General features: G+C 70.3%; 16 protein-coding genes. 1 reads left to right on the top strand and 15 read right to left on the bottom strand.

Features of this window, described 5'->3' with window-relative positions; genetic code table 11:
* Positions 1 to 72: 72 nt before the first annotated feature.
* A complete protein-coding gene (locus tag ABD658_RS03035; RefSeq protein WP_344685030.1) occupies positions 73 to 1491 on the bottom strand; it encodes a GntR family transcriptional regulator in 1419 nt (472 codons plus the stop codon).
* A gap of 245 nt (positions 1492 to 1736) precedes the next feature.
* Here ABD658_RS03035 and ABD658_RS03030 point away from each other — a divergent pair, with 245 nt between their 5' ends.
* Complete coding sequence (locus ABD658_RS03030) at positions 1737 to 5345, top strand: bifunctional proline dehydrogenase/L-glutamate gamma-semialdehyde dehydrogenase (RefSeq protein ID WP_344685032.1); 3609 nt, start codon at positions 1737 to 1739, stop codon at positions 5343 to 5345.
* A gap of 137 nt (positions 5346 to 5482) precedes the next feature.
* Here the strand turns inward: ABD658_RS03030 and ABD658_RS03025 are convergent, their stop codons facing one another.
* From ABD658_RS03025 to ftsH, 14 genes are all read right to left on the bottom strand, one after another.
* Entirely contained in the window at positions 5483 to 5785 is a 303-nt protein-coding gene (locus ABD658_RS03025; protein WP_070158660.1) for a histone-like nucleoid-structuring protein Lsr2, read from the bottom strand.
* 350 nt (positions 5786 to 6135) lie between these two features.
* The gene (locus ABD658_RS03020) at positions 6136 to 6360 is read right to left on the bottom strand and encodes a hypothetical protein (protein WP_070158659.1); all 225 of its coding nucleotides are present in this window, start codon (positions 6358 to 6360) and stop codon (positions 6136 to 6138) included.
* Positions 6361 to 6422: 62 nt separating this feature from the next.
* A complete protein-coding gene (gene lysS / locus ABD658_RS03015) occupies positions 6423 to 8000 on the bottom strand; it encodes a lysine--tRNA ligase (RefSeq protein WP_344685036.1) in 1578 nt (525 codons plus the stop codon).
* 150 nt (positions 8001 to 8150) lie between these two features.
* A complete protein-coding gene (locus ABD658_RS03010) occupies positions 8151 to 10136 on the bottom strand; it encodes a M13 family metallopeptidase (protein ID WP_344685038.1) in 1986 nt (661 codons plus the stop codon).
* Between the two features lie 103 nt (positions 10137 to 10239).
* Complete coding sequence (gene panC / locus ABD658_RS03005) at positions 10240 to 11187, bottom strand: pantoate--beta-alanine ligase (RefSeq protein WP_344685040.1); 948 nt, start codon at positions 11185 to 11187, stop codon at positions 10240 to 10242.
* Positions 11188 to 11374: 187 nt separating this feature from the next.
* On the bottom strand, positions 11375 to 12295 hold the full coding sequence (locus ABD658_RS03000; RefSeq protein ID WP_344685343.1) for a Rossmann-like and DUF2520 domain-containing protein: 921 nt from the start codon (positions 12293 to 12295) through the stop codon (positions 11375 to 11377).
* Positions 12279 to 14384: a PH domain-containing protein gene (locus tag ABD658_RS02995; RefSeq protein WP_344743807.1), complete on the bottom strand. Its 2106-nt coding sequence runs from the start codon at positions 14382 to 14384 to the stop codon at positions 12279 to 12281. The genes ABD658_RS03000 and ABD658_RS02995 overlap by 17 nt, the downstream gene beginning before the upstream one ends.
* 11 nt (positions 14385 to 14395) lie before the next feature.
* Positions 14396 to 14905, bottom strand: coding sequence for a PH domain-containing protein (locus ABD658_RS02990; RefSeq protein WP_344685044.1), 510 nt, complete (start codon positions 14903 to 14905; stop codon positions 14396 to 14398).
* Positions 14886 to 15581, bottom strand: a complete 696-nt coding sequence (locus tag ABD658_RS02985) for a DUF3180 domain-containing protein (RefSeq protein WP_311025475.1) — start codon at positions 15579 to 15581, stop codon at positions 14886 to 14888. Before ABD658_RS02985 ends, ABD658_RS02990 begins: the two co-directional genes overlap by 20 nt.
* Entirely contained in the window at positions 15578 to 16624 is a 1047-nt protein-coding gene (gene folK, locus ABD658_RS02980) for a 2-amino-4-hydroxy-6-hydroxymethyldihydropteridine diphosphokinase (protein ID WP_344685047.1), read from the bottom strand. The genes ABD658_RS02985 and folK overlap by 4 nt, the downstream gene beginning before the upstream one ends.
* A 193-nt stretch (positions 16625 to 16817) precedes the next feature.
* On the bottom strand, positions 16818 to 18377 hold the full coding sequence (locus tag ABD658_RS02975) for a hypothetical protein (protein WP_344685049.1): 1560 nt from the start codon (positions 18375 to 18377) through the stop codon (positions 16818 to 16820).
* Between the two features lie 589 nt (positions 18378 to 18966).
* The gene (folP, locus tag ABD658_RS02970) at positions 18967 to 19908 is read right to left on the bottom strand and encodes a dihydropteroate synthase (protein WP_344685051.1); all 942 of its coding nucleotides are present in this window, start codon (positions 19906 to 19908) and stop codon (positions 18967 to 18969) included.
* Between the two features lie 95 nt (positions 19909 to 20003).
* Positions 20004 to 20618 (bottom strand): GTP cyclohydrolase I FolE, encoded by a 615-nt coding sequence (folE, locus tag ABD658_RS02965; protein ID WP_311025479.1) that lies wholly within the window; start codon positions 20616 to 20618, stop codon positions 20004 to 20006.
* Complete coding sequence (ftsH, locus tag ABD658_RS02960) at positions 20615 to 22639, bottom strand: ATP-dependent zinc metalloprotease FtsH (protein WP_344685054.1); 2025 nt, start codon at positions 22637 to 22639, stop codon at positions 20615 to 20617. Before ftsH ends, folE begins: the two co-directional genes overlap by 4 nt.
* Between the last annotated feature and the right edge of the window lie 86 nt (positions 22640 to 22725).

The following is a 22725-nucleotide window of genomic DNA, read 5'->3' as shown; positions in this document are numbered from 1 at the left end:
GGGGTGCGTGGGGGCGGCACCCCGGAGGCACGATCGACGACGCCGGCTTCGCTGCTTCACCGCCGGGCATCCTCACATCCGGCTCAGTCGCGCCCACAGGTCCGCGTCGAAGGCCTCGGGAGCCAGCGCCGACATGTGGCGCACCGCGTTGTCCAGCTTCGCCCGCCAGGTGCGCACCGCCTCCTCCGCGCGGCCGGCGATCAGCTCCGCCATCAGTCGGCGATCATCGTGGACGATCCTCTCCACCGCCGGCGTGTAGTCCAGCTGCAGCACGGAGATGAACATCCGCACCCGCAGGGTCAGCGCATGGAAGCTGCGGGCGGACTGATCCAGCCCCGCCGCATCGGCCAGCTCCTGCTGGAACTGCAGGTCAGCCTGGTCGACGTCGGCGCCGCCTCCCTCCCTTGCCGCGGCCTCCACCGCCCCCAGCGCCAGGCGCGCCGGCAGCAGCCGATGCCGCGGCTGCACCGCACAGCCGCGCAGCAGCACCATCCCCACGTGGAGTCGGGCCGCATAGAGGTCGATGACGTCGGCACCCGTCACCTGCGGCACGCTGAACCCACCGGCGCCCGAGGCCAGCAGGCCGTCGTCGGCCAGCCGCCGCATCGCCGTGCGCACGGTGCCGGCCCCCAGTCCCAGTCGGGAGGCCAGCGGCGCAGCACTCAGCCGGTCCCCCGGACGGTACCCGGCGTTCATGATCTCCTTGCGCAGCGCGATCGCGATCTGCTCGGTCACCGAGAGCTGCGCATGCGGCAGCCACCGACTCGCCCGCCCCGGGGCCGGATACTCGGGCACTGCCAACGATTCTGAGTCAGAAAACTGACGAGTTTCCACCGGCTCGCCCCGCCGCCAGTCCACCCCATGCAGCCCGCGCCCCGCCCGGGCGGCCAGCTGCTGCAGCAGATCCCCCGGCACGGCGTCGTCCACCGGCAGGCAACGGTCCAGCAGCCCCGCCACTGACCCCGCGAACTCCTCCCAGCCAATGGCTCCTGGCCGCCACACCACCCGCAGCCCCCGGACCGACTCTCCGCTGGCGGGCGCAGCCTCCCCCTGCTCCGGCCAGCCGCGCGCACCCGAGACCTCCAGAGCCGCCATCACCGCGGCGGCCCGTCGGCCGAACGCGGTCGGTCGCGGCGACACCGCGCGCTCCTCGGCCGGCGCAACCTCCCGGAACTCCACCAGAATCTCCGGGAAGCTCACCCGGACGCGCCCCAGCTGCAACGCACGCCCCGACGTCTCAACCGCCCGGATCGTCTCGATCGCCTCATCCTCGCCGCCACGCTCGCCACCGCGCCGTCCGGCGTGTTCCCCCGCGCGACGGATCCGTCGGAAGGCCCGGGAGACCACCGACTGGCTCAACCCCGTCAGCTCGGCCACCCGTCGGGTGGAGAACTCGGCGGTGCTGACCCTCGGACCCGCCGTCGCGAGCACGCTGGCCACGATCTGATCGGCGGTCTCCTGGATGCGGGGCCGCCCCCGGGACGCAGTCATGATCCTATTCTGACTCATCTTCGCCACCGTGGGGTCGATCACCCTTCCCCCGTCCGAATGCCACAGCGCACACTGGCAGAAAGCATCGACGCGCACCCGCCGGAAGACCCGCGCCTCGGCCGCACGCCCGTCCGGTCACCCCGAGCGGACACGTCCCGGCCCGCGGGCCGCCCACGGACCACCGCTGCTCCTCCCGGCACCGGTGCCGCCCCCGCACAGCTCACCCCAGACCCCAGCGAGGCATCATGACGGCAGATCTCCAGCACACCCCCGCCCCGTCCGCCGACGGATTCGAGCCCCTACCCGAGGCCCAGGCCGAGCTGACGGCCCTGGCCGACGCCGCCGTCGGGAAGGTCACCCAGTGGCTCGAGGCCACTCAGCGCGCCGGGACGAAGCCCCACGCCTCCGCCGAGCGGCTCTCCGCCGTGCTCTCCCACCCGCGCGGGCTCGACTTCACCGTCGGCTTCGTGGACCGCGTGATCCGCACCGAGGACACCAAGGCTGCCGCCCAGGCGCTGTCCGAGCTGGGCGGCATCGCCCCGGACACCCTCAACGCTCTGGACCGGGCCCAGATCACCGCCGGCTCTGCGCTGGGCCGGATGCTGCCGAACGTCGTCGTCCCCGCCGCCCGGGCCCGCATGCGCTCCATGGTGGGCCACATGGTGGTGGACGCCCGGGACAAGCAGTTCGGCAAGGCCGTGCAGACGCTCACCAAGGACGGCCACCGGCTCAACATCAACCTCCTCGGCGAGGCCGTGCTCGGCGAGGCCGAGGCGGACAAGCACCTGGAGGACACGCTGCGGCTGCTGCGCCGCGACGACGTCGACTACGTCTCCATCAAGGTCTCCTCCATCGCCTCCCAGCTGTCCATGTGGGGCTTCGAGGAGACGGTGGACTACGTGGTCGAGCGCCTGGTGCCGATGTACCAGGAGGCCGCCAAGGCACCGGCCGGCACCAAGTTCATCAACCTGGACATGGAGGAGTACCGCGATCTGCACCTGACCATCGCGGTGTTCAAGCGGCTCCTGTCCCTGCCGGAGGTCACGGACCTCGAGGCTGGCATCGTGCTGCAGGCCTACCTTCCGGACGCCCTGGCCGCCATGCAGGACCTCGCCGGCTTCGCCGCCCAGCGGGTCGCCGACGGCGGCGCCGGGATCAAGGTGCGTCTGGTCAAGGGCGCCAACCTGGCCCTGGAGACGGTCCACGCGGAGATCGCCGGCTGGCCCCGCGTGGTCTGCGAGTCCAAAGAGGCCTCCGACGCCAACTACAAGCTCGTGCTGCACTGGCTGCTCACCCAGGAGAACATGGCGGGCGTGCGCCTGGGCGTGGCCGGGCACAACCTGTTCGACATCGCGTTCGCCCACCTGCTCGGCGTGCAGCGCGGCGTCAGCGACCGGCTCGAGTTCGAGATGCTGCAGGGCATGGCCGCCGAGCAGGCCGAGGCCGTCAGCTCCGACGTCGGCCAGCTGCTGCTCTACGTGCCGGCGGTGCGCCCCGCCGAGTTCGACGTGGCGATCTCCTATCTGGTGCGCCGGCTGGAGGAGAACGCCTCCAGCGAGAACTTCATGTCCGGGATCTTCGACCTGCAGCCCGGCAGCCACGTCTTCCGCCGGGAGGAGGACCGCTTCCGCGCCTCGGTGGGCACTCTGGCGGAGATCCTGCGCAGCCACGGCCATCTGCCGCCGTCGCCGCAGCACACCCAGGACCGCCGTGAGGAGGAGCACAGCCTGGCCGAAGCCGCCCTGGCCTCCCCGGACTACGCCGCCGGCGTCCCGGACTTCGTCAACGAGCCGGACACCGACCCCTCCCTTCCGGCCAACCAGGAATGGGCGCGTGAGGCGCTGGAGCGTGCGGCCCGGCCCGGCTGGCTGGAGGCCCAGCCCGTGCCGGAGCAGATCACCGGCGACGACGTCGACTCCCTGGTCTCCGGCGCCCGGGCCGCCGCCGCCGAGTGGGCCGCCCGCCCCGCCGCTGAGCGCGCTGCCATCCTCTACCGCACTGCCGACATCCTCGCGGCCCGGCGGGGTCACCTGGTCTCCATCGCCGCCGCCGAGGTCGGCAAGTCGGTGGCCCAGTCCGACCCCGAGGTCTCGGAGGCCATCGACTTCGCCCGCTACTACGCCCACCGGGCCCTGGAGCTGGAACAGGTGGAGCATGCCGAGTTCACCCCGGACCGGCTGGTGCTGGTGACCCCTCCGTGGAACTTCCCCCTGGCGATCCCCGCCGGCTCCACCTTCGCCGCGCTGGCCGCCGGCGCTGCGGTGATCCACAAGCCCTCGAAGCCCACCCCGCACTGCTCGATGGCGATCCTGGAGGCCCTCTGGGAGGCCGGCGTACCGCGCGAGGTGCTCCACGGCGTCTACCCGGATGAGCGGGAGGCCGGCCAGAAGCTGGTCAGCCACCCGGACGTGGACCGGGTGATCCTCACCGGTGCCTCCGAGACTGCCGCCATGTTCCGCTCGTGGAAGCCTGACCTGCAGATCAATGCCGAGACCTCCGGGAAGAACGCCCTGGTGATCACCCCGTCCGCGGACCGCGACCTCGCTGTCCAGGACCTGGTGAACTCCGCGTTCGGCCACGCCGGGCAGAAGTGCTCGGCCGCCTCCCTGGGCATCCTGGTGGGCAGCGTGTACGGCTCCGAGCGGTTCCGCCGCCAGCTGGTGGACGCCGCCTCCTCGATGGTGGTGGACTGGCCCACCAACCTCTCCGCCACGGTGGGTCCGCTGACCGAGCTTCCCAGCGAGAAGCTCCACCGGGCGCTGACCACCCTGGAGGAGGGTGAGCGCTGGCTGCTGGAGCCGAAGCAGCTCGATGAGACCGGCAAGCTGTGGTCCCCGGGCATCAAGGAGGGCGTGAAGCCGGGCTCCTTCTTCCACAGGACCGAGGTCTTCGGCCCGGTGTTGGGCCTGATGCGGGCCAAGGATCTGGATGAGGCCATCGAGCTGCAGAACGCCGTGGACTTCGGGCTGACCGGCGGCATCCATTCTCTGGAGCCGCGGGAGGTCCGCACCTGGCTGGAGCGGGTGGAGGCGGGCAACGCCTACGTCAACCGCGGCATCACCGGCGCGATCGTGCAGCGCCAGTCCTTCGGCGGCTGGAAGCAGTCCTCGGTGGGTCTGGGCTCCAAGGCCGGCGGCCCCAACTACGTCATGCTGTTCGGCCGGTGGGCCGACACCGCGTCCACCCCCACAGCGGGCGCCGCCGTCGAGACCCCGCGGGCCGTCAACGGTGCGGCGGCCGCCGTGCTCGGCGCCGTGGAGGACAAGGGACTGCTCGACGACGCCGACCTGGCCTGGCTGCGCACCGCGATCGACGACGACGCCGTCTGGTGGGATCGCGAGTTCGGTGTGGGCGTCGACAGGACCGGCCTGCAGGCCGAAGCCAACGTGTTCCGCTACCTTCCGGAGGCCGTGCTGCTGCGGGTGGGCGACGACGCCGAGGCTCGTGAGGCGGCGCGTACCCTGGCCGCCGCCGCGGCCGCCGGCTCAGACGTCTCCGTGTCCTACGACCCAAAGGTCGACAAGGCGGTGAAGAAGACCGTGAAGTCCCTCGCCGACGAGCTCGGGCTCGCGCTGCACAAGGAGACCGTGGACGCCTTCACCTCCGCACTGGCGAACGGATCCCATGACACCGGCGTCGGCGTGCGGGTGCGCGTGCTCGGGGCCCTCCAGGACTCCGTGCGACAGGCCCTGGCTCCGCGGCCGGAGGTGGCGCTGCTGGACGACGCCGTCACCGCCTCCGGGCGGGTAGAGCTGCGCCACTGGGTCAAGGAGCAGGCGGTCTCCATGACCCTGCACCGCTTCGGCAACCCCAGCCCGGCCTTCCATGAGCTGGCCGACGAGCTGAAGGGCTGAGGCCGGGCACCGCGCGGAAGCGCCGGTGGTCTCACGGTCACACCCTCGCACGACGACGGCGGCCCGCCCCCGCCCGGGATCACCGGGCTGGGAGGCGGGCCGCCGTCGTGCTGTGCGCTGGGGTACGGGGCGTCGGCTCAGCGCTTCTTCGCGTTGCGATAGGCCTCGACGATGTCGCGGTGCAGTCGCCCGCGGCTGGAGACCTGGTAGCCGTTCTTGATCGCCCATTCACGGATCTTACGCGCCTCGTTCTGCGGCGACGGCGGGGCGATCGCCCGTCCCTTGCGGATGTACTTCTTCAGCAGCTCACGCAGTTCCTTGGCATGCTCTTCGCTCAAGTCGATCTCGTAGAAGCGAGAATCGAGACCGAATGTCACAGTCTCTTTCGCCTCGCTGCCATCAAGGTCATCGACCAGGACGACTTCAACTTTCTGGGCCATAAGCACCTCACTGCTCAACATAGGGTCGAACACGAGATCTCACGAAGAGTCCTCACTGATCGACCGGCGGGTTTCTCGGCGATTTCCTGGATTCACACCCCGACCAGAGTGGGCGAAGTGCGTCGATCTCAGAGACACCTCGAAGGACGAGAAGCACTGACCTCTGAATCTCGCGCCAGATGGACACCGTTGTCAGTTCCAGTCTTTCAACAAAAGACAATTATCGTCAACTGACGATCATTCAGGTAATTCCCAGGAAAGTGGTCAAAAGAATGCATCGTCCGGTCAGCGCTGCCGGCATGACAGGATCCGGCCGCCCACCGGGCCGCCGGATCCTGTCCAGAAGGGTCTCAGGCGCGCGAGGCGTCCGCAGAACCCGGAGACGGCGCCGACGGCGCCTGAGCCGCGTCAGGGCGGGGATCAGGCCGCTCCGCGGCGAGCTCCCGGCGCACCTCGGCCTCCATGGCGCGCTCCTTCCGGTCGGCTCGGAAGATCGCACGAATGGCCAGCCAGAAGACCAGGCCGACACCTACCGAAGGCGCCAGCACCTGGAAATAGGTCCAGAAAGTCTCCATGTCATTCCCTGCCTGTCATCAGGTTCACGCGTCGGATGTGACGAAACACGTCGCCAGAGGATTCATCGCTGGGCGGTCGCGGGCTCGGCCGTCGGCTTCTCCACGGTGTTCTCAGCACCGGCGTCGGCCGCCTCGGGCTTCAGCAGCGGGAACAGGATCGTCTCGCGGATCCCCGCACCGGTGAACAGCATCACCAGGCGGTCGATGCCCAGACCGATGCCGCCCATGGGCGGCGCGCCGTACTCCAGCGCGCGCAGGAAGTCCTCGTCGAACTGCATGGCTTCGTCGTCCCCGCCGGCGGCCTTGCGGGACTGCTCCACCAGACGCTCCCGCTGGACGACCGGGTCGATCAGCTCGGAGAAGGCCGTGCCGCGCTCCATGCCGCCGATGATCAGGTCCCAGGCCTCGATGACGCCAGGCTTCTCGCGGTGCTCACGAGCCAGCGGCTGGGCGGCCGGCGGATAGTCGCAGACGAACGTCGGCTGGATCAGCGTCGGCTCGACGATCTCGCCGAACAGCTCGATCACCAGCTTCTGAGCATCCCAGGCCGGATTCACCGCCACCTCGTGCCGGTCCGCAATCGCCCGCAGAGTCTCCACATCGGTCTCCGGGGTGACCTCCTGGCCGACAGCCTCCGACAGGCCCGGGTACACGCTGACCCACGCCCATTCGCCGTCGAGGTCCACCACGCCGTGCTCGGTCTCGATCTGCCGGCCCGCACCGACGGCGTCGGCGGCGTTGAGGATCATCTCCTTCATCCGGTCGGCCATGATATACATGTCCGCCCAGGCCTCATAGGACTCCAGGGTCGTGAACTCGGGAGAGTGCGTGGAGTCCACGCCCTCGTTGCGGAAGACCCGGCCGATCTCGAAGATCCGGTCGATCCCGCCCACCACCGCACGCTTCAGGTACAGCTCGGTGGCGATGCGAAGCGTCATGTCCTGGTCGAAGGCGTTCAGGTGCGTCTCGAACGGCCGGGCCTGGGCGCCGCCGTGGATCAGGTTCAGCATCGGAGTCTCGACCTCGACGTAGCCGCGCCCGTGGAGGGTGTCACGGATGGAGCGCGTGATCGCGGCACGCCGGTAGACCATCTCGCGGGCCTCGTCACGGACGATCAGGTCCGCATAGCGCTGCCGCACCCGAGTCTCCTCGTTGAGCTCCGCGTGCAGCACCGGCAGCGGACGGATCGCCTTGGACGCGACCTCGAAGGAGCTGGCCATCACGGACAGCTCACCGCGCCGGGAGGCGATGACCTCACCGGTCACCCGCACGTGGTCGCCCAGGTCCACCAGGGACTTCCACTGCGCCAGGGCCTCCTCGCCCACCTCGGCCAGGGAGAGCATCGCCTGCAGCCGGGCGCCATGGCCGTCCGGCCCGCCCTCCTGCAGGGTGGCGAAGCACAGCTTGCCGGTGTTGCGGATGAACATGACCCGGCCGGTGACCGAGACGGTCTCCCCGGTGGAGGCGCCAGGCTCCAGGTCCGGGAAGCGCTCACGCACCTCGGCCAGGGAGGAGGTGCGTTCCACCGTCACTGGGTAGGGCTGGACGCCCTCGGCGAGCAGCCGGGCACGCTTGTCCATGCGCACGGCGCGCTGGTCGTTGGTGTCGAGGTCACGGGCGGCGGGATTCTGAGCACTCACGGTGCCCCATTCTACGCGTCGCCGCACGGGCCCATCACCACAGCCCGTGAGACCGGAGCGCCCCCGAGCTCGGCCGACGGCGACGCCGCGAGGGCCGCCGTCGACCGGTGGAGCACAGGGCCGCCGTCGTCGGCCCTGCCGGTGTTCACCTCACCAGATGGTCACGCGCTGCTCGGGCGCCAGGTACATGCCGTCGCCCTCGGCGGTGCCGAAGGCCTCGTGGAAGGCGTCCAGGTTCTTCACCACCTGGTTGGCCCGGATCTCCGCCGGGGAGTGCGGGTCGATGCTGATCAGCGTGATGGCCCGCTCGCGACGCACGATCTGCCGCCAGGCCTGGGCCCAGGAGAAGAAGTACCGCTGGTCGCCGGAGAGGCCCTCGACGACGTCGTCCGCCTCCGCGAGGCCCTGTTGGTCCAGCCAGATCCGGTACGCCTGGTGGGCGATCCCCAGGCCGCCGAGGTCCCCGATGTTCTCCCCCAGGGTGAGCTCCCCGTTGACATGGTGCTCCGGCGCCACCGACGGCGCCAGGGCGGAGTACTGCTCCACCAGCGCGGACGTACGCTCCTCGAAGGCGGTCCGGTCGGCGTCGGACCACCAGTTGGTCAGCGAACCGTCGGCCCCGTAGCGGGAGCCCTGGTCGTCGAAGCCGTGACCGATCTCATGCCCGATGACCGCACCGATCGCCCCGAAGTTGGTGGCCATGTCCCGCTCGGCGGAGAAGAACGGGGGCTGCAGGATGGCCGCCGGGAAGCAGATCACGTTCTCCAGCGGGTGGTAGTAGGCGTTGACCGTCTGCGGGGTCATGTGCCACTTCTCAGGGTCCGGGCCCTCGTCGATCTCCTTCACGTCCCGGTTCCACTCGGCGACGGCGGCGCTGATCACGTTGCCGACGGCGTCGCCGCGGTCCACCGTGACGTCGCCGTAGTCGATCCAGCGCGCGGGGTACCCGACCATCGGCCGGAACGCCTCGAGCTTCTCCAGGGCCTTGGCCCGGGTCTCCTCCCCCATCCATTCCAGGGTGGAGATGGAGCGACGGTATGCCTCGACCAGCGCGTCGATGAGCTCGTCCATCCTGGCCTTGGCCTGCGGCGGGTAGTGGCGCTGCACGTAGATCCGGGCCACATCCTCCCCCAGGCAGGAGTTGGTCAGCGCGACCCCGCGCTTCCACCGCTCCTTGAGCTCCTGGGCGCCGCCGAGCACCTGGGAGTAGAAGGAGAAGTGCTCCTGGACGAGCGCACTGTGCAGCAGCGGGGCGGCCCAGCGCAGCAGCTGGGCGCGCAGCCAGTGCTTCCAGTGCTCGAGCGGCTGTTCGGTGAGCGCCGTCTGCATGGCGGGCAGCACGTCCGGCTGGGCCAGGACGATCTCCGCCGACTGGGAGTCGGTGAGCCGCCAGCCGGCCAGCGCCTCGGTGATCAGCGGCATCTCGGCGATGACCTGGTCGCGGGTGCGCAGGTTGTAGCGCTTCTGCGCGTCACGGGTGGCCACCCGGTCCCAGTGGTGGGAGGCGATCACGGTCTCCAGGGCGACGACGTCGGCGGCGGCCTGCTCGGCGTCGGCCACTCCGCCCAGCGCCAGGAAGCGGCTGAGGTGCTCGCGGTAGGAGGACAGCGTGTCGGCGAGCTGCTCTTCGCGGTAGTAGGACTCATCGGGCAGCCCGAGCCCGTCCTGGATGATGTGCCACAGGACCCGCTCGGGGTCACCGGCGTCGCGGCTGGCCCCGGCGGCGAGCAGCCCGTCCACGCCGTACCGCTGCCAGGAGGCGGACAGGCGGAGCAGCTCGGCAGGAGAGGAGACGGCGTCGAGGGCGTCGAGCATGGGCTCGATGGGGGCGAGCTTCAGCTCCTCGGCGCGCTCGGCGTCCATGAAGGCGGCGTAGAAGTCACCGATGCGGGCGGCGACGGCGTCGTCCCTCAGGTCCGTGGAGCCGGCGGCGGCGTCCTCGAGGATGGCGCGCACGTCAGCCTCGGACTTGTCGCGCAGCTCGATGAAGGAGCCGTAGGCGTCGAGGTCCGCGGGGATCTCGGCGGTCTTGAGCCATTCGCCGTTGACGTGGCGCTGCAGGTCGTCCTGGGGGCGGGTGGCCGGGTCCAGGTAGGGGAAGGTCGGGGTCGCCGTGGTGGTGGGAGTGTCGGTCACGTCTGCCGGCTCCTTCGTCTCGGGTGGGGTCGGATCGGAGGCGATCCGGAGATCCGTGGGATCTTTTCTTGAAGCAACTGTTTCACATGTCGTGCGGCCTGTGTCACGTCTCCCTGTTCGCGGGGCGCAGAATCGTGGGGCGCAGCATCATGTTGTCGATGAGCCGCACGGGACCGACCCGGGCGGCGACCAGCGCGAGGGCCTCCCGCTCCAGGACTCCGTCGGCGGGCAGCGCGGCGGGACGCAGGGTCTGCGGGTCCGCCACCACCAGGTAGTCCAGCTCCACCCCCTCGGCGGCACGCAGCGCGGAGACGACGCCGTCGACGTCGAGCCTCTGGCCCACCTCAGCACGCCGAGCCAGCGTGGACAGCGCCTCCACCAGCCGCAGGGCATGCTGACGCTCCTGCGCACTGAGCCGCTGGTTGCGGCTGGACAGCGCCAGGCCGTCGGCGTCGCGGACGATCGGCAGCGACCGGATGGTGACCTCAAGGTCCAGGTCGGCGACCATGCGGCGGATGATCGCCAGCTGCTCGGCGTCCTTCTCCCCGAACCAGGACTCGAAGCGCGCTCCGACGTCGGCCATGACCGGCGGAGACATGATGCTGAACAGCTTGGCGACCACGGTGACCACCCCGTCGAAGTGCCCCGGACGAGAGGCCCCTTCCCACCGGCGGCCGAGCTCCCCCGCGCTGACCCGCACCAAGGGTCCGTCCGGGTAGCCCGGATACATCTCCTCCACCTCCGGGGCGAAGACCAGGTCCACGCCGTGGGCGGTGAGGAGCTCGACGTCGGAGTCGAGGCTGCGCGGATAGTGACGGAAGTCCTCGGGATCGTCGAACTGCAGCGGGTTCACGAAGATCGAGGCCACCACGATTTCCGCCTCGGCGCGGGCGGCATCGGCGAGCGCGGCGTGCCCGGAGTGCAGAGCTCCCATGGTGGGCACCAGACTCACCGTGGGGCGGGCGACGCCGGCGGCGCGCCGGGCGCTGAGCAGTTCGGCCAGGGCGGCGCGGTAGGCGGAGACGGTGGTGAGGACCTGCGGTGCTGTCACCGGTCCATCGTAGTCCGGCCGCGGCGAGTGCCCGCAGACGTCTCGGGACTGTGTGACGGTGATCGAGGCGTCAGTTCCCCGTGCATCTCCGCCTCCTGACGCGCGTCACCCGGGGATGATGCGCGGGGAAGTGACTCCTCGATGTGTGGGGCGGGCGCCGACGCGGCGGGTGACCGCCCGCCGCTGCTCAGTCGGTGAGCACGTCGAGGATCGCGGCCGCCTGGGTGGAGCTGATGAGCCCGCGGTCCAGGGCCCGCTGCGCGGTGGCCCGGGCCATCTGCACATAGGCGGTGCGGACGTCGGCCGGCAGCTCGGAGTCACTGAGCAGCTGGACGTGCCGCGCCACGGTGCCCACGTCGCCGCGCGCGATGGGGCCGGTCAGCACGCCCTCCCCGGAGGCGAGCGCATTGTCCAGGCTCGCCTGCATCAGGGGGCCGAGCACGCGGTCCGGGGCCTCCACCCCGATGCCGCGCAGCATCTCGGACGCCTGCCCTGTGATGGTGTTCAGGTGGTTCGAAGCATGGGCGAGGGCCGCGTGATAGATGCCTCGGTCGGACTCGGAGACGGTGACGGGCTCTCCGCCCATCTCCACCACCAGGGCCTGGGCGATGGGCAGCACGGGCGCCGGGGCCGTCACTGCGAACGCGCAGGCGTTGAGCCGCTGCAGGTCCATGGTGAGCCCTGTGAAGGTCATCGCCGGGTGGACGGCCAGGGTGATCGCGCCGGCCTGCTGAGCCGGGGCGAGCACATCGGTGCCATAGCGACCCGAGGTGTGGATGACCAGCTGGCCGGCCTGGAAATGTCCGGCCTCGGCGGCGCCGGAGACGACGTCGGCGAGCGCGTCGTCCGGCACGGCCAGCAGCACCAGCTCGGAGCGGCGCAGGATCTCCGGGATCTCCAGGATCGGGACCCCGTCCAGCAGAGACTCCGCACGGCTGCGGGAGGCCTCCGAGACGGCGTGCACCCCCACCACCTGGTGGCCCGCGCCGCGCAGCGCGGCACCCAGCACCGCCCCCACCTTGCCCGCCGAGATGATTCCGACGCCGAGACGGCCGTCCCGCTGCGAGGGCTCCTTCTCGCTCGGATACGGATCAGCGACGACGTTCATCGGGCTCCTCGTCGGGACGGGGCTCGGGGTATGGGCGCGGATGCGGCGGCTGACCGGGCTGCGGCCCGGGCGGCGGTGCAGCAGGCGGGGCGGCAGGCGGGGCGGGGCTGCGCGGAGGCTCGCCCGGCTGACCCGGCTGGTACGGCTGCTGCGGCTGGTACGGCTGCTGCGGCTGGTACGGCTGGTACGGCTGGTACGGCTGGTGAGCACCGGGCTGCCACGGGCCAGGGTTCCCCGGGGCGGGGGTCCCCGGAGGCTGCGCGGACGGCCCGGGAGGCTGCGGCGGCAGCGCGGAGTATGACTGGCCTGAGTACGGCTGACCTGGGTGCTGCTGTCCTGAGTACGGCGGGCCGGCGACGGGACCCTCGGGCTCCGAGGCGGCGGCCACAGAGCCGTCCGCGGACTGGGAGCGGGTCTGGCTGACCATACGCTCGAACTCGTGGAGCTCTTCGGGGAGCATCCACTGGTTCCGGTCGCTCATGCGTCGGGCGACGGCGGCTCGACGCGCCTCGTTCTCGAACAGCCAGTGGGCGGCGTCGAGGTCCTGATTGGCCAGCTGCACCTGGAACGGGCCAGCCGGCGTGTGCAGATGGACGTCCGCCAGGCGCTTGGCTCGCTGCCACGGCCCCTGCAGCAGGGCCAGCGACTGGATCCGCTCATGCGAGATCAGGGTGAGCCGGCGGGACAGGCGCCCGTCACGGAACATCACCGCCGCAGGCGTGGTGCAGAACCCTCGCCGACGCCGCACGAACGGGTCGAAGATCCGTGCGCGCCGCGGCACCTCGGTGAAGCCTCCTGCCGTGCCGGAGCCGGTGAGGCCCTCACTGACCAGCTGCTCCGGATACGGCACCTGCAGATCGGGGAACATCTCCGCGGTGACCGCCATGACGTCTTCGCGGCGTCCCACCGGCAGCAGCACCGAACGGCTCTCTCCTGATCCGTAGCCGGCGACGACCACGAGCACCCGGAACCAGCCGCAGGACCGCCACAGCAGCGGCTGGTGGATCTGCAGCGCCTGCACCCGTCCCGGCGGGACGGTCTGGGTGGTGGTCTCCAGCAGGCCGTAGCGCATCCGCAGCCCGGCACCGGTCATGGTGGCGGTGAATCGGAATCCGCCGCTGAACTGCTGGTAGTAGACCGCCACCACGGCGATCCCCACCGGGATGAGGCCGGGAAGGACCGCCACACCGACGGTGCCGATCACGGCCCCCGCCTGCCCCAAGGGGTCCTCAACGCCCATCGAGAGGGACACGATGCCGCCGACCACCGCGGCGATGAGACCCGCCCCGGCGATGATCAGCAGGAACACCGTCCCCCAGCCCATGAGGACGGAGCCGATCAGGCGCCCGGTGGGCACCCGGGTGATCTCCCGGTCGGGCACGTCCTGGAACAGGGGCGCCGGCCCGGCAGGCGGCATGGCCTGCCCCGGAGGGAACGGCGCGGACCCACCCTGAGGGGGCCGGCCACCGGGGGGACCTGGCGGCGCGGCCCCGAACCCGTCAGGCTGAGCGGCGCCCGGGGAGGCCGCCGCCTCGGCCTGCTGGCGGCGCCACTGGGCACGCCCGGAGGCACGGTCCATGATGTCGGCCCGCAGCTGCTCGGCCTGGCCCTTCTTCAGGAAGGCCAGCGTCGCGGCGGTGCCGTCTCCTTCAGCCACCTCGAACTTCAGCTCCGCCAGACCGGTGATCCGGGCCAGCAGCGGCTGGCGCAGGTCCACGGCCTGCACCCGGTCGATGCGCGCCTGCCGGTGCTGGCGCACGAAGATCCCGGACTTCACCATCACGTGCTCGTCGGTGATCTTGTACCGGGTGAACCACCAGGAGAGCATGAACCCGCCGAAGACCACCACCACCAGGAGGACGAGCCCTCCGCCGCCGGCCAGGAACGCCACCGGGTTGCGGTCCACCTGGTCCCACAGCTCACCGGATCGCCACAGGTTCCACAGATCCGCCCAGATCTCCCAGTTGTAGCCGAAGACGATGCCGGGCACGGCGATCACCGTCAGCCAGCCGCGCACGAAGGGACTCAGCGGGTGGACCTTCGTCCAGGTCTCGTCGAACCACTTCTCGTCAGGCTGGGCCTCTGTCATCTCTCGCCCCCTCACAGGCCGGCCAGGCGGGCCTGGCCGCGGGCCGGCAGCTCTTCGCGCAGCCGGGCCCCCTCGTCCCGGTGGGCTCCGGGGATGACGGCGTCGGTCCCGGCGGAGGCGGTCTTCAGCTGCACGGTGCACACGTGGAAGTGGCGCATCAGCGGCCCGGCCTCGATGTCCACATACTGCAGGCGGCCGTACGGGACGGCCACCACCTTCTGGAACAGCAGACCGCGGCGGATGAGCAGGTCATCGGCGCGCTCGTGGTACCCGATGGCGCGGATGCGGCGCGGGATGAGGATCAGATCGGCGGCTGCCCAGAGGATCGCACCGATGACGACCACCAGCACCAGCCACAGGGGCAGGCTGATCACGTCTGCCAGGTCGAGCACGACAGGCACGGCGATGATCAGCAGCGTCACCGCCCATCCGATCACCGCGGAGATCATGCGCACCGTGATGTACCGCTCGTCGACCCGGGTCCAGGTCACTCCCGCCGGGTCAATGGGTTCCGCCGGCATGTCCCTCCTCAGTTCGTGCGTGGGCGCGGCGCGGGCCGCGCAGCGCGTGTCCATAGGTGGATCCGACATCAGGAGCGGCTTCGCGTGCCGCCCCGCCTGCAGTCCCGGGCTCCTGACCGAAGTCACGGCGGGGCCGCCGGACGGGCCCTCCGCCGTCGTCGCCGCGATTCGGCGGGAGGCGGCAGAGCTGCTCCACCACGAACCCGATGATCACCCACACCAGGCCGCCGATGATCATCAGCAGCGCCGCGTGGGCGTTCGGCGCGGCGAGGCCCGCCGTGGGACCCAGGTCGATCAGCACGCCGGCGTGCCAGCCGGCGATCACCGCACCCGCATATCCGCAGGCCTGCGCGGCGACCACCACGCGGGCGGCCTCCAGCGGGTGCAGACGTCGCCCGCGCCGCGGTCCCCGTCTCCCGGAGCGCCGGTCCGCGTCCTGTCGCTCACCGTCGCGTCGCGCCTGGTCAGCGTCCTTCTCCAGGCCGCGCTGGTCCCACCACACCACCATACCCAGGCCCAGGACCACCAGCCCGATGCCGCCCAGGGTGATCAGCGAGACCGGGGCCAGCACGGGGGAGCCGAAACCTCGGGTCACCATGAGCACGGTGGCCACGAGTCCGACCAGCGCCGAAGCGCCGGCGATGATCATCAGCCACATGGGCTGCAGCCTGGTCATGGCGCCACCTCCCGGCGCACGCCCTCGGCGTCGGCGGCCTCGGCGGCGAGCTGCCGCACCGGGACGCCGTCGAGCAGCGCTATGGGGTCCATCCAGGACCACGGCAGCAGCACGAAGGCGCGCTCGGCGGCCCGCGGATGGGGCACGGTCAGCCGGGGTGAGTCCACATGCGCCCCGGCGTAGGTGATGATGTCGACATCGAGGGTGCGCGGGCCCCAGCGGACCTCGCGGGTGCGGTGGTGCTCCGCCTCGATCCGCTGGGCGACGTCGAGCAGGGCGTGGGGCGACAGGGAGGTCTCCACCTCCACCACCTGGTTGAGGAAGTCGGGCTGCCCGACGGGCCCGCCCACTGGGGCGGTGAGCGCGCGAGGAGAGGTGTTCAGGACGTCCACCTGATCGGACCCGTCCAGGGCGGCGACGGCGTCGTCGAGGATCTGCGCCGAGTCGCCCAGGTTGGAGCCCAGCGCGAGCACGGCGCGCACCGGGAAGCTCGCGGGCAGGTCCGGGTCGCGGAGGGCAGACCCACGACCCACGCCATGGGACCCGGCGCCGCGCCGCGCCGAGGGAGAGGCGTGCTGGTCGCCGGCTTCGGCCGCGTCGGCCTGGTCGGCGAGGGAGACGGTGTCATAGCCGCCGACGGCCGCGGTGCGGGTGAGGATCCGTCCGCCCTGCAGCTCAGCGCGGGTCCGGTGGACCGTGACCGCGACGTCGGCGAAGCTCTGCTCCAGAGGCGCCTCCGGCTTGTGGACGGTGATGCTCGCCGCCTCGATGCGATGATCGGCGGAGAGGACGTCGGCAGCGATCTTCTGGGCCAGCGCCTCGATGAGGTCATAGGGTTCCCCGGTGATGGCCGCTTCGATGCGCTCCGCGATGTCCACGTAGGAGACCGTGTCCTCCAGAGCGTCAGAACGGCCGGCCGCCCTCAGGTCCACCGCGAGCTCGGCGTCCACACGGAAGGGCTGGCCCTGCCGCCTCTCGAACTCGAAGACCCCGTGATGGCCGACGGCGGTGACGCCCGTCAGGCGGATCATGTCGCTGCGCATGCCTCTACCTTCTCCCATTCCGGGCCGATCCTGAACCCGCGCCGCATCATCGACCCCGACGAGCATAGGACTGGCGCCGACGAGCACAGAACCGACGAGGACAGAACAAGGGGGTGGAACTCCGGGATTCCCCCGGGGATCCACCCCCTGTGCACTGGTCAGGTCACGTCACCGGACCTGAGGGCTCAGCGAGTCAGCCGCACTGCGAGACGTTGCCGCTGAGCTCACCCCCGGCCGAACCGGTGGTGGTCATGGTGACGGTTGCGTCACCGGCCTGCAGCGCGGCGACCTGCTCGTCGGTCAGTTCGAAGCTGCCGCCGGCTGCGCCGCTGGTGCCGCCGGTGGCCGTCAGCTCGAGGTCGCTGCCGCCGGTGTGCAGGGTCACGCCGGTGACGTCCGAGGTGGTGCCGGCGTAGAGGCAGTTGACCGTCAGCGAATTGCCGGTCAGGGTGCCGTCGCACTGGCCCAGCCCGGAGGACTCGGTGCCGCCCAGCAGCACGGTGTACTCGGTGGTGACGGAGGCATCGCCGTCGGTGTCGCCGGAGTCGCCTCCGCCGCCCAGTAGGCCGCCGAGGCCGCCGCTGCCGAGGAGACCGTCGTCGCCGCCGAGGAGACCGTCGAGCAGGCCGTCCAGACCGAGTCCGCCCAGCAGGCCTTCCACGCCGCCCTCGTCGAGCAGGCCCTCGAGCTCCAGCAGGCCGTCCAGTCCGTCCTGGCTCAGCAGGTCCTCCAGTCCGCCGTCACCGACGAGGCCGTCAAGACCGCCCTCATCCAGGACTCCGTCCAGACCACCCTCGTCGAGCAGGCCCTCGAGCTCCAGCAGGCCGTCCAGCTCACCGGCGTCGAGGAGACCGCCGAGGCCGCTCTCGTCCAGGAGCCCGTCCAGCTCCAGGATGCTCTCCAGGTCACCGGCGTCGAGGAGCTCGCCGAGGTCGCCCTCCCCGAGGAGGTCACCCAGGGCGTCGTCGCCGACGACGTCGGAGAGCGACTGCAGGGTGTTGATGTTCTCGGTGATCTGCAGCAGCTCCAGGGTCCCGGTGGGGTTCCCGCTAGTCACATCGTCCAGCGCGGTCTCCCACAGGAGCCGCCAGGTGTCGAAGTGGTCCCCGGCGAACCCGACGTACTCCTCCAGGTTGAGCAGCGTCTCCGGAGTGACCCGGTCCAGGATGGCGGAGGCGTCAGTGGTCTCCCACAGGTAGTCCGAGGTCAGCATCTCCGGGGTGGGCAGTCCCGGGATGATCAGGTCCGACAGGTCCGCCAGCTCGTCCGCCGAGGGCACGTCCAACGCAGTCAGATCATTGCTGTCCAGCGGGATGCCGATGCCGCCGCAAGAGGTCAGCAGCGTGACGTAGTCGGTGTTGTGGCCCTTGACGTGCGAGGGGTTGAAGACGGGAATCCAGCCCAGGGGCCCGCCGTAGATGTCGATGATCGGCATCTCGGAGTTCCCGATGGCGCCGCTCGCTAGCGAGAGGACCAGGTTCTCGTAGGCGGGATCGGTGTGGTACTCGTTCACGTGGGCGAAGCTTCCGAGCAGCGGAATGCCGTCCTCGTTGGCCCACATGTGCTCCAGGAAGAACTCGCAGGCGTCACCGCCCTCGTGCCCATCGTGTCCATCGTGCCCGTCATGGTCATTGGCGGCGTGTCCGGCGGCCGCCGTGGCGATGCCGCCGCCGATGACGAGCGCGGAGGTGGCCGCCGTCGTCGCTGCGGTCTTCAGCCATCTCCGGCTGACGTCCGCGAACCTGCTAGTCATTGTGATGCCCTTTCTTTCGCATTCCGAAGGGCTCATCAAGCAGTCTTGACATGCCATCAATGCCATACAGGTGCTGGAATCAAGCCCCCCGGTGAGGATTCCCCTCCGAAGGTGACACTATGCAACCATCGTCAGGTCAGTCAAGAGGCTTGGAGATGCCGATGCAGTCTGCACCACGCCCGTTCACGACAGCCATCCGGGCCAGGCAAGTCCTGAAGCGCTTGAGCATCACCGCCTCGGGTATCACCAGAAACCCCCTCCGTGACCGAAGGTGACGAACCCCGACTCCCCAGTAACCACAGGGGTCGACGCCCTGTCGAGACGGCATCTCACCGCAACCCCCGGCGCCTCACCCGGAATCGATGGACTGAAACGCGACAGCTGCCACGCCGCCATGACATCTGAGGCGACTGCGGGAAGACGCAGACCCTCTCGGCGCTCAGATGCCCGAATCGACGGGGTGGCCCACGTCGCTATTTTTATGAAAAGAGTGCTTCATAATGAGGTTCATGGCGCCGAGGAAAACATCGGAGGCCGACGAACACCCGTGGAGACCGGAGGGCCGCCGTCGCCGGCCTCCGGACGGCGCTCAGGCCCGCCGCAGGGCGCCGACCGCCTTCATCGCGTCTACCGTCGGCTCGACGTCGTGGACACGCACGGCCCAGACGCCGGCCTGGGCCGCCAGGGCGTTCAGGGCCAGCGTGGCGGCGTCCCGCCCCTGAGCCTCGCGCGGGGCGCCGGAGCGGGCCAGCAGTTCGCCCAGGAAGCCCTTCCGGGAGACGCCCAGCAGAACCGGATGCCCCAGGGCCACGATGCGGTCCAGGTGGCGCAGCAGCTCCCAGCTCTGGGCGGCGGTCTTCGCGAAGCCGATGCCCGGATCCAGAATGATCCTCTCCGCCGGGACCCCGGCGTCGAGGTAGCGGTCGCGGATCTGCTGCAGCTCGGCGACCACCTCGGCGACCACGTCGTCGTACTGCGCGCGGGACTGCATGGTCTGCGCATCGCCCCGGTTGTGCGTGATGATGACCCGCACGCCGCCGTCGGCGACGACCTGCGGCATCTCCGCGGCGGTCACCATCCCCGAGACGTCGTTGATGATCAGGTGCTCCGGCCCGGGGGCCGCCGCGATCGCCGCCGCAGCGGTGGAGGGGTGGCGGGTGTCCACCGAGACCACCGCGCCACCGGTGAACAGCGCCTCCAGCACCGGGAGGATGCGGCGCTGCTCCTCCTCCGGCTCCACGGGGTCGGCGCCGGGTCGGGTGGACTCTCCGCCGACGTCAACGATGTCCGCGCCCGCATAGTGCTGCGAGAGTCCCGCGTGGACGGCGGACTCGTGGTCGACCACCGTGTCCGGCGGGGCCACGAACCGGCCGCCGTCGGAGAACGAGTCCGGGGTGACGTTCAGGATGCCCATCACCAGGGTCCTGTCGGTGGGCAGGTCTGCCACCGTCTTCTTCGCCGCCGCGCGGCGGACCACGCTCACGGGTCCGGTGTTCGGGCCTGTGCCCGGGGCTGCGCCCATGGTGTCCATCAGGGTCCTCCTTGGGTGGTGTGCCGCCGGGCCGCCCTGGTCAGGGCTCGCCGTCCGCGTCCGCACCCCATCGTCGGGGGCGGCGCGGGCGATGCTCAGCGGTGCAGGATGAGGCTCATGGCCTCCGATCGGGTCGCGGCGTCACGGAGCTGTCCGCGCACCGCTGAGGTGATGGTCTTCGCGCCGGGCTTCGAGACCCCGCGCATGGACATGCACAGGTGCTCGCATTCGACGACGACGATCGCGCCCAGCGGCTCCAGGTGCGCCATGAGCGCCTCGACCACCTCCGTGGTGAGGTTCTCCTGCACCTGGGGGCGCTTGGCGAAGATGTCCACCAGGCGCGCCAGCTTGCTCAGCCCGGTGACTTTTCCGTCGGCCGACGGGATGTAGCCGATGTGCGCGTGGCCGAAGAACGGCACCAGGTGGTGCTCGCACATGGAGTAGAACGGGATGTCGCGGACGAGGACGAGCTCCTCATGGCCGATGTCGAAGGTGGTGCCCAGCAGCTCGGCAGGGTCCTCATGCAGGCCCCGGAAGGCCTCCTGATAGGCCCGCGCCACCCTCCCCGGGGTGTCCTTCAGGCCGTCCCGCTCCGGATCCTCGCCGACGGCGACCAGGATCTCCCGCACGGCGGCCTCGATGCGCGGCAGGTCCACCGGAGCGTCCTGCGGCAGATCAGGGCTGCCAGGGGTGGTGATCGTGCTGCTCATCGGACGTCCTCCCCGGCCTCAGAGGTCTCGTCGGCCGTCTCGCGAGCCGTCTCACCGGCGGCCTCGCCGGGCTCGGTGCCGATGAACTCCCCGTCAGCAGGATCGGGCGAATCCGCGACGGTCTCGGAGGTGATGATGATGGGCCGTTCCGGGGAGGACTCCCAGACCTGCCGATGCGGTCGCTTCCTCACGTCATGGAAGATCGCCGCGACCTCGTGGGCATTGAGGGTCTCCACGCGGAGCAGCTCCTCGGCCAGTCGGTCCAGCACGTGTCGGTTCTCCGTGAGCGCCCAGTAGGCCTCGTCGTGCGCCTCCTCGATGATGGCGCGGACCTCGGCGTCGACGATCGCCGCCAGCTCCTCGGAGTACTCCTTGCCGGTGGCCATCTCCCGGCCCAGGAACGGACTGGTGTCCCCGGACCCGAGCTTCACGGACCCCACCCTGGCGCTCATGCCGTAGTCGGTGACCATCTTCCGTGCCGTGTCGGTGGCCTTCTGGATGTCGTTGGCCGCCCCCGTGGAGGGGTCGTGGAACACGATCTCCTCGGCGACCCGACCACCCATGGCATAGGAGATCTGGTCCAGCAGCTCGTTGCGGGTGGTGGAGTATTTGTCATCCTCCGGGACCACCATGGTGTAGCCCAGGGCGCGGCCGCGCGGCAGGATGGTGATCTTAGTGACCGGGGCCGAGTAGTTCAGGGCGGCGGCGACCAGGGCGTGGCCGCCCTCGTGGTAGGCGGTGACCCGGCGCTCGTGGTCCTTCATCAGCCGGGTGCGCTTCTGCGGGCCGGCCATCACGCGGTCGATGGCCTCGTCCACGGCGCGGTCGTCGATGAGGTCGGCGTTGGACCGGGCGGTCAGCAGGGCCGCCTCGTTGAGCACGTTCGCGAGATCCGCACCCGTGTACCCCGGGGTCTTGCGAGCGATGGACTCCAGATCCAGGTCCTCCACCATGGGCTTGCCCTTGGCGTGGACCTCGAGGATGGACCGGCGACCGGCGAAGTCGGGGGCCTCCACGGGGATCTGCCGGTCGAAGCGCCCCGGGCGCAGCAGGGCGGGGTCCAGGACGTCCGGGCGGTTGGTGGCGGCGATGACGATGATGTTCGCATTCGCCTCGAAGCCGTCCATCTCCACCAGCAGCTGGTTCAGGGTCTGCTCGCGCTCGTCATTGCCGCCGCCCACGCCGGCGCCGCGCTGGCGGCCGACGGCGTCGATCTCATCCACGAAGATGATCGCCGGAGAGTTCTCCTTGGCCTGCTTGAACAGGTCACGCACCCGGGAGGCGCCGACGCCGACGAACATCTCCACGAAGTCGGAGCCGGAGATCGAGTAGAAGGCGCCGCCGGCCTCACCGGCCACGGCTTTGGCCAGCAGCGTCTTGCCGGTACCGGGCGGACCGTAGAGCAGAACGCCCTTGGGGATCTTCGCGCCCAGGCGCTGGAACTTCTCCGGCTCGGAGAGGAACTCCTTGATCTCGTGGAGCTCCTCCACAGCTTCCTCAGCTCCGGCGACGTCGCGGAAGGTCACCTGCGGCACGTCCTTGTCGAACATCTTGGCCTTGGACTTGCCGAACTGCATGACCCGCGAGTTGCCGCCGGACATGCGGGTGATCAACCAGATGAACAGCAGGGCAATCAGCAGGAAGGGGATCATGAAGCTCAGCAGCGAAAGCAGCCAGTTCGACTGCTCCGGCTCGTCCGTGTAGCCCTCCAGGTCCGCCTCGGCGATCGCATCGACGACGGTCTCAGCCCGCGCCTGCGAGAAGTGGAAGTGGACGACGTCGCCGAGCTCCTCCCCCTCCTGCTCATAGGGCTCGGTCAGATGCAGGTCCACGCGGTGGTCGCCGTCGTCGATCCTGGCCTCCGAGACCTGGCCGTCGGCGATGAGCTCCATGCCCACATTGGTGTCCACGCGGGCGCCGGTCTGGCCCGAGGAGAACAGCATGGGCACCACGATGAGCAGCGCCGCCACCGCCAGGAGGATCCAGAACAGCGGACCGGTGAAGATCTTCTTCAAGTTCATGCAGCTCCGTCAGACACAAGGGGGTACACCTAGCGCACCAGGGTACTGCCAGTGCCTGACAACGGCACCTGGGACGTCGTCACGTT

This window comes from Nesterenkonia aethiopica (genome assembly GCF_039534665.1).
Lineage (GTDB): Bacteria > Actinomycetota > Actinomycetes > Actinomycetales > Micrococcaceae > Nesterenkonia > Nesterenkonia aethiopica.
This window is presented reverse-complemented; position numbering and strand designations above follow the sequence as displayed.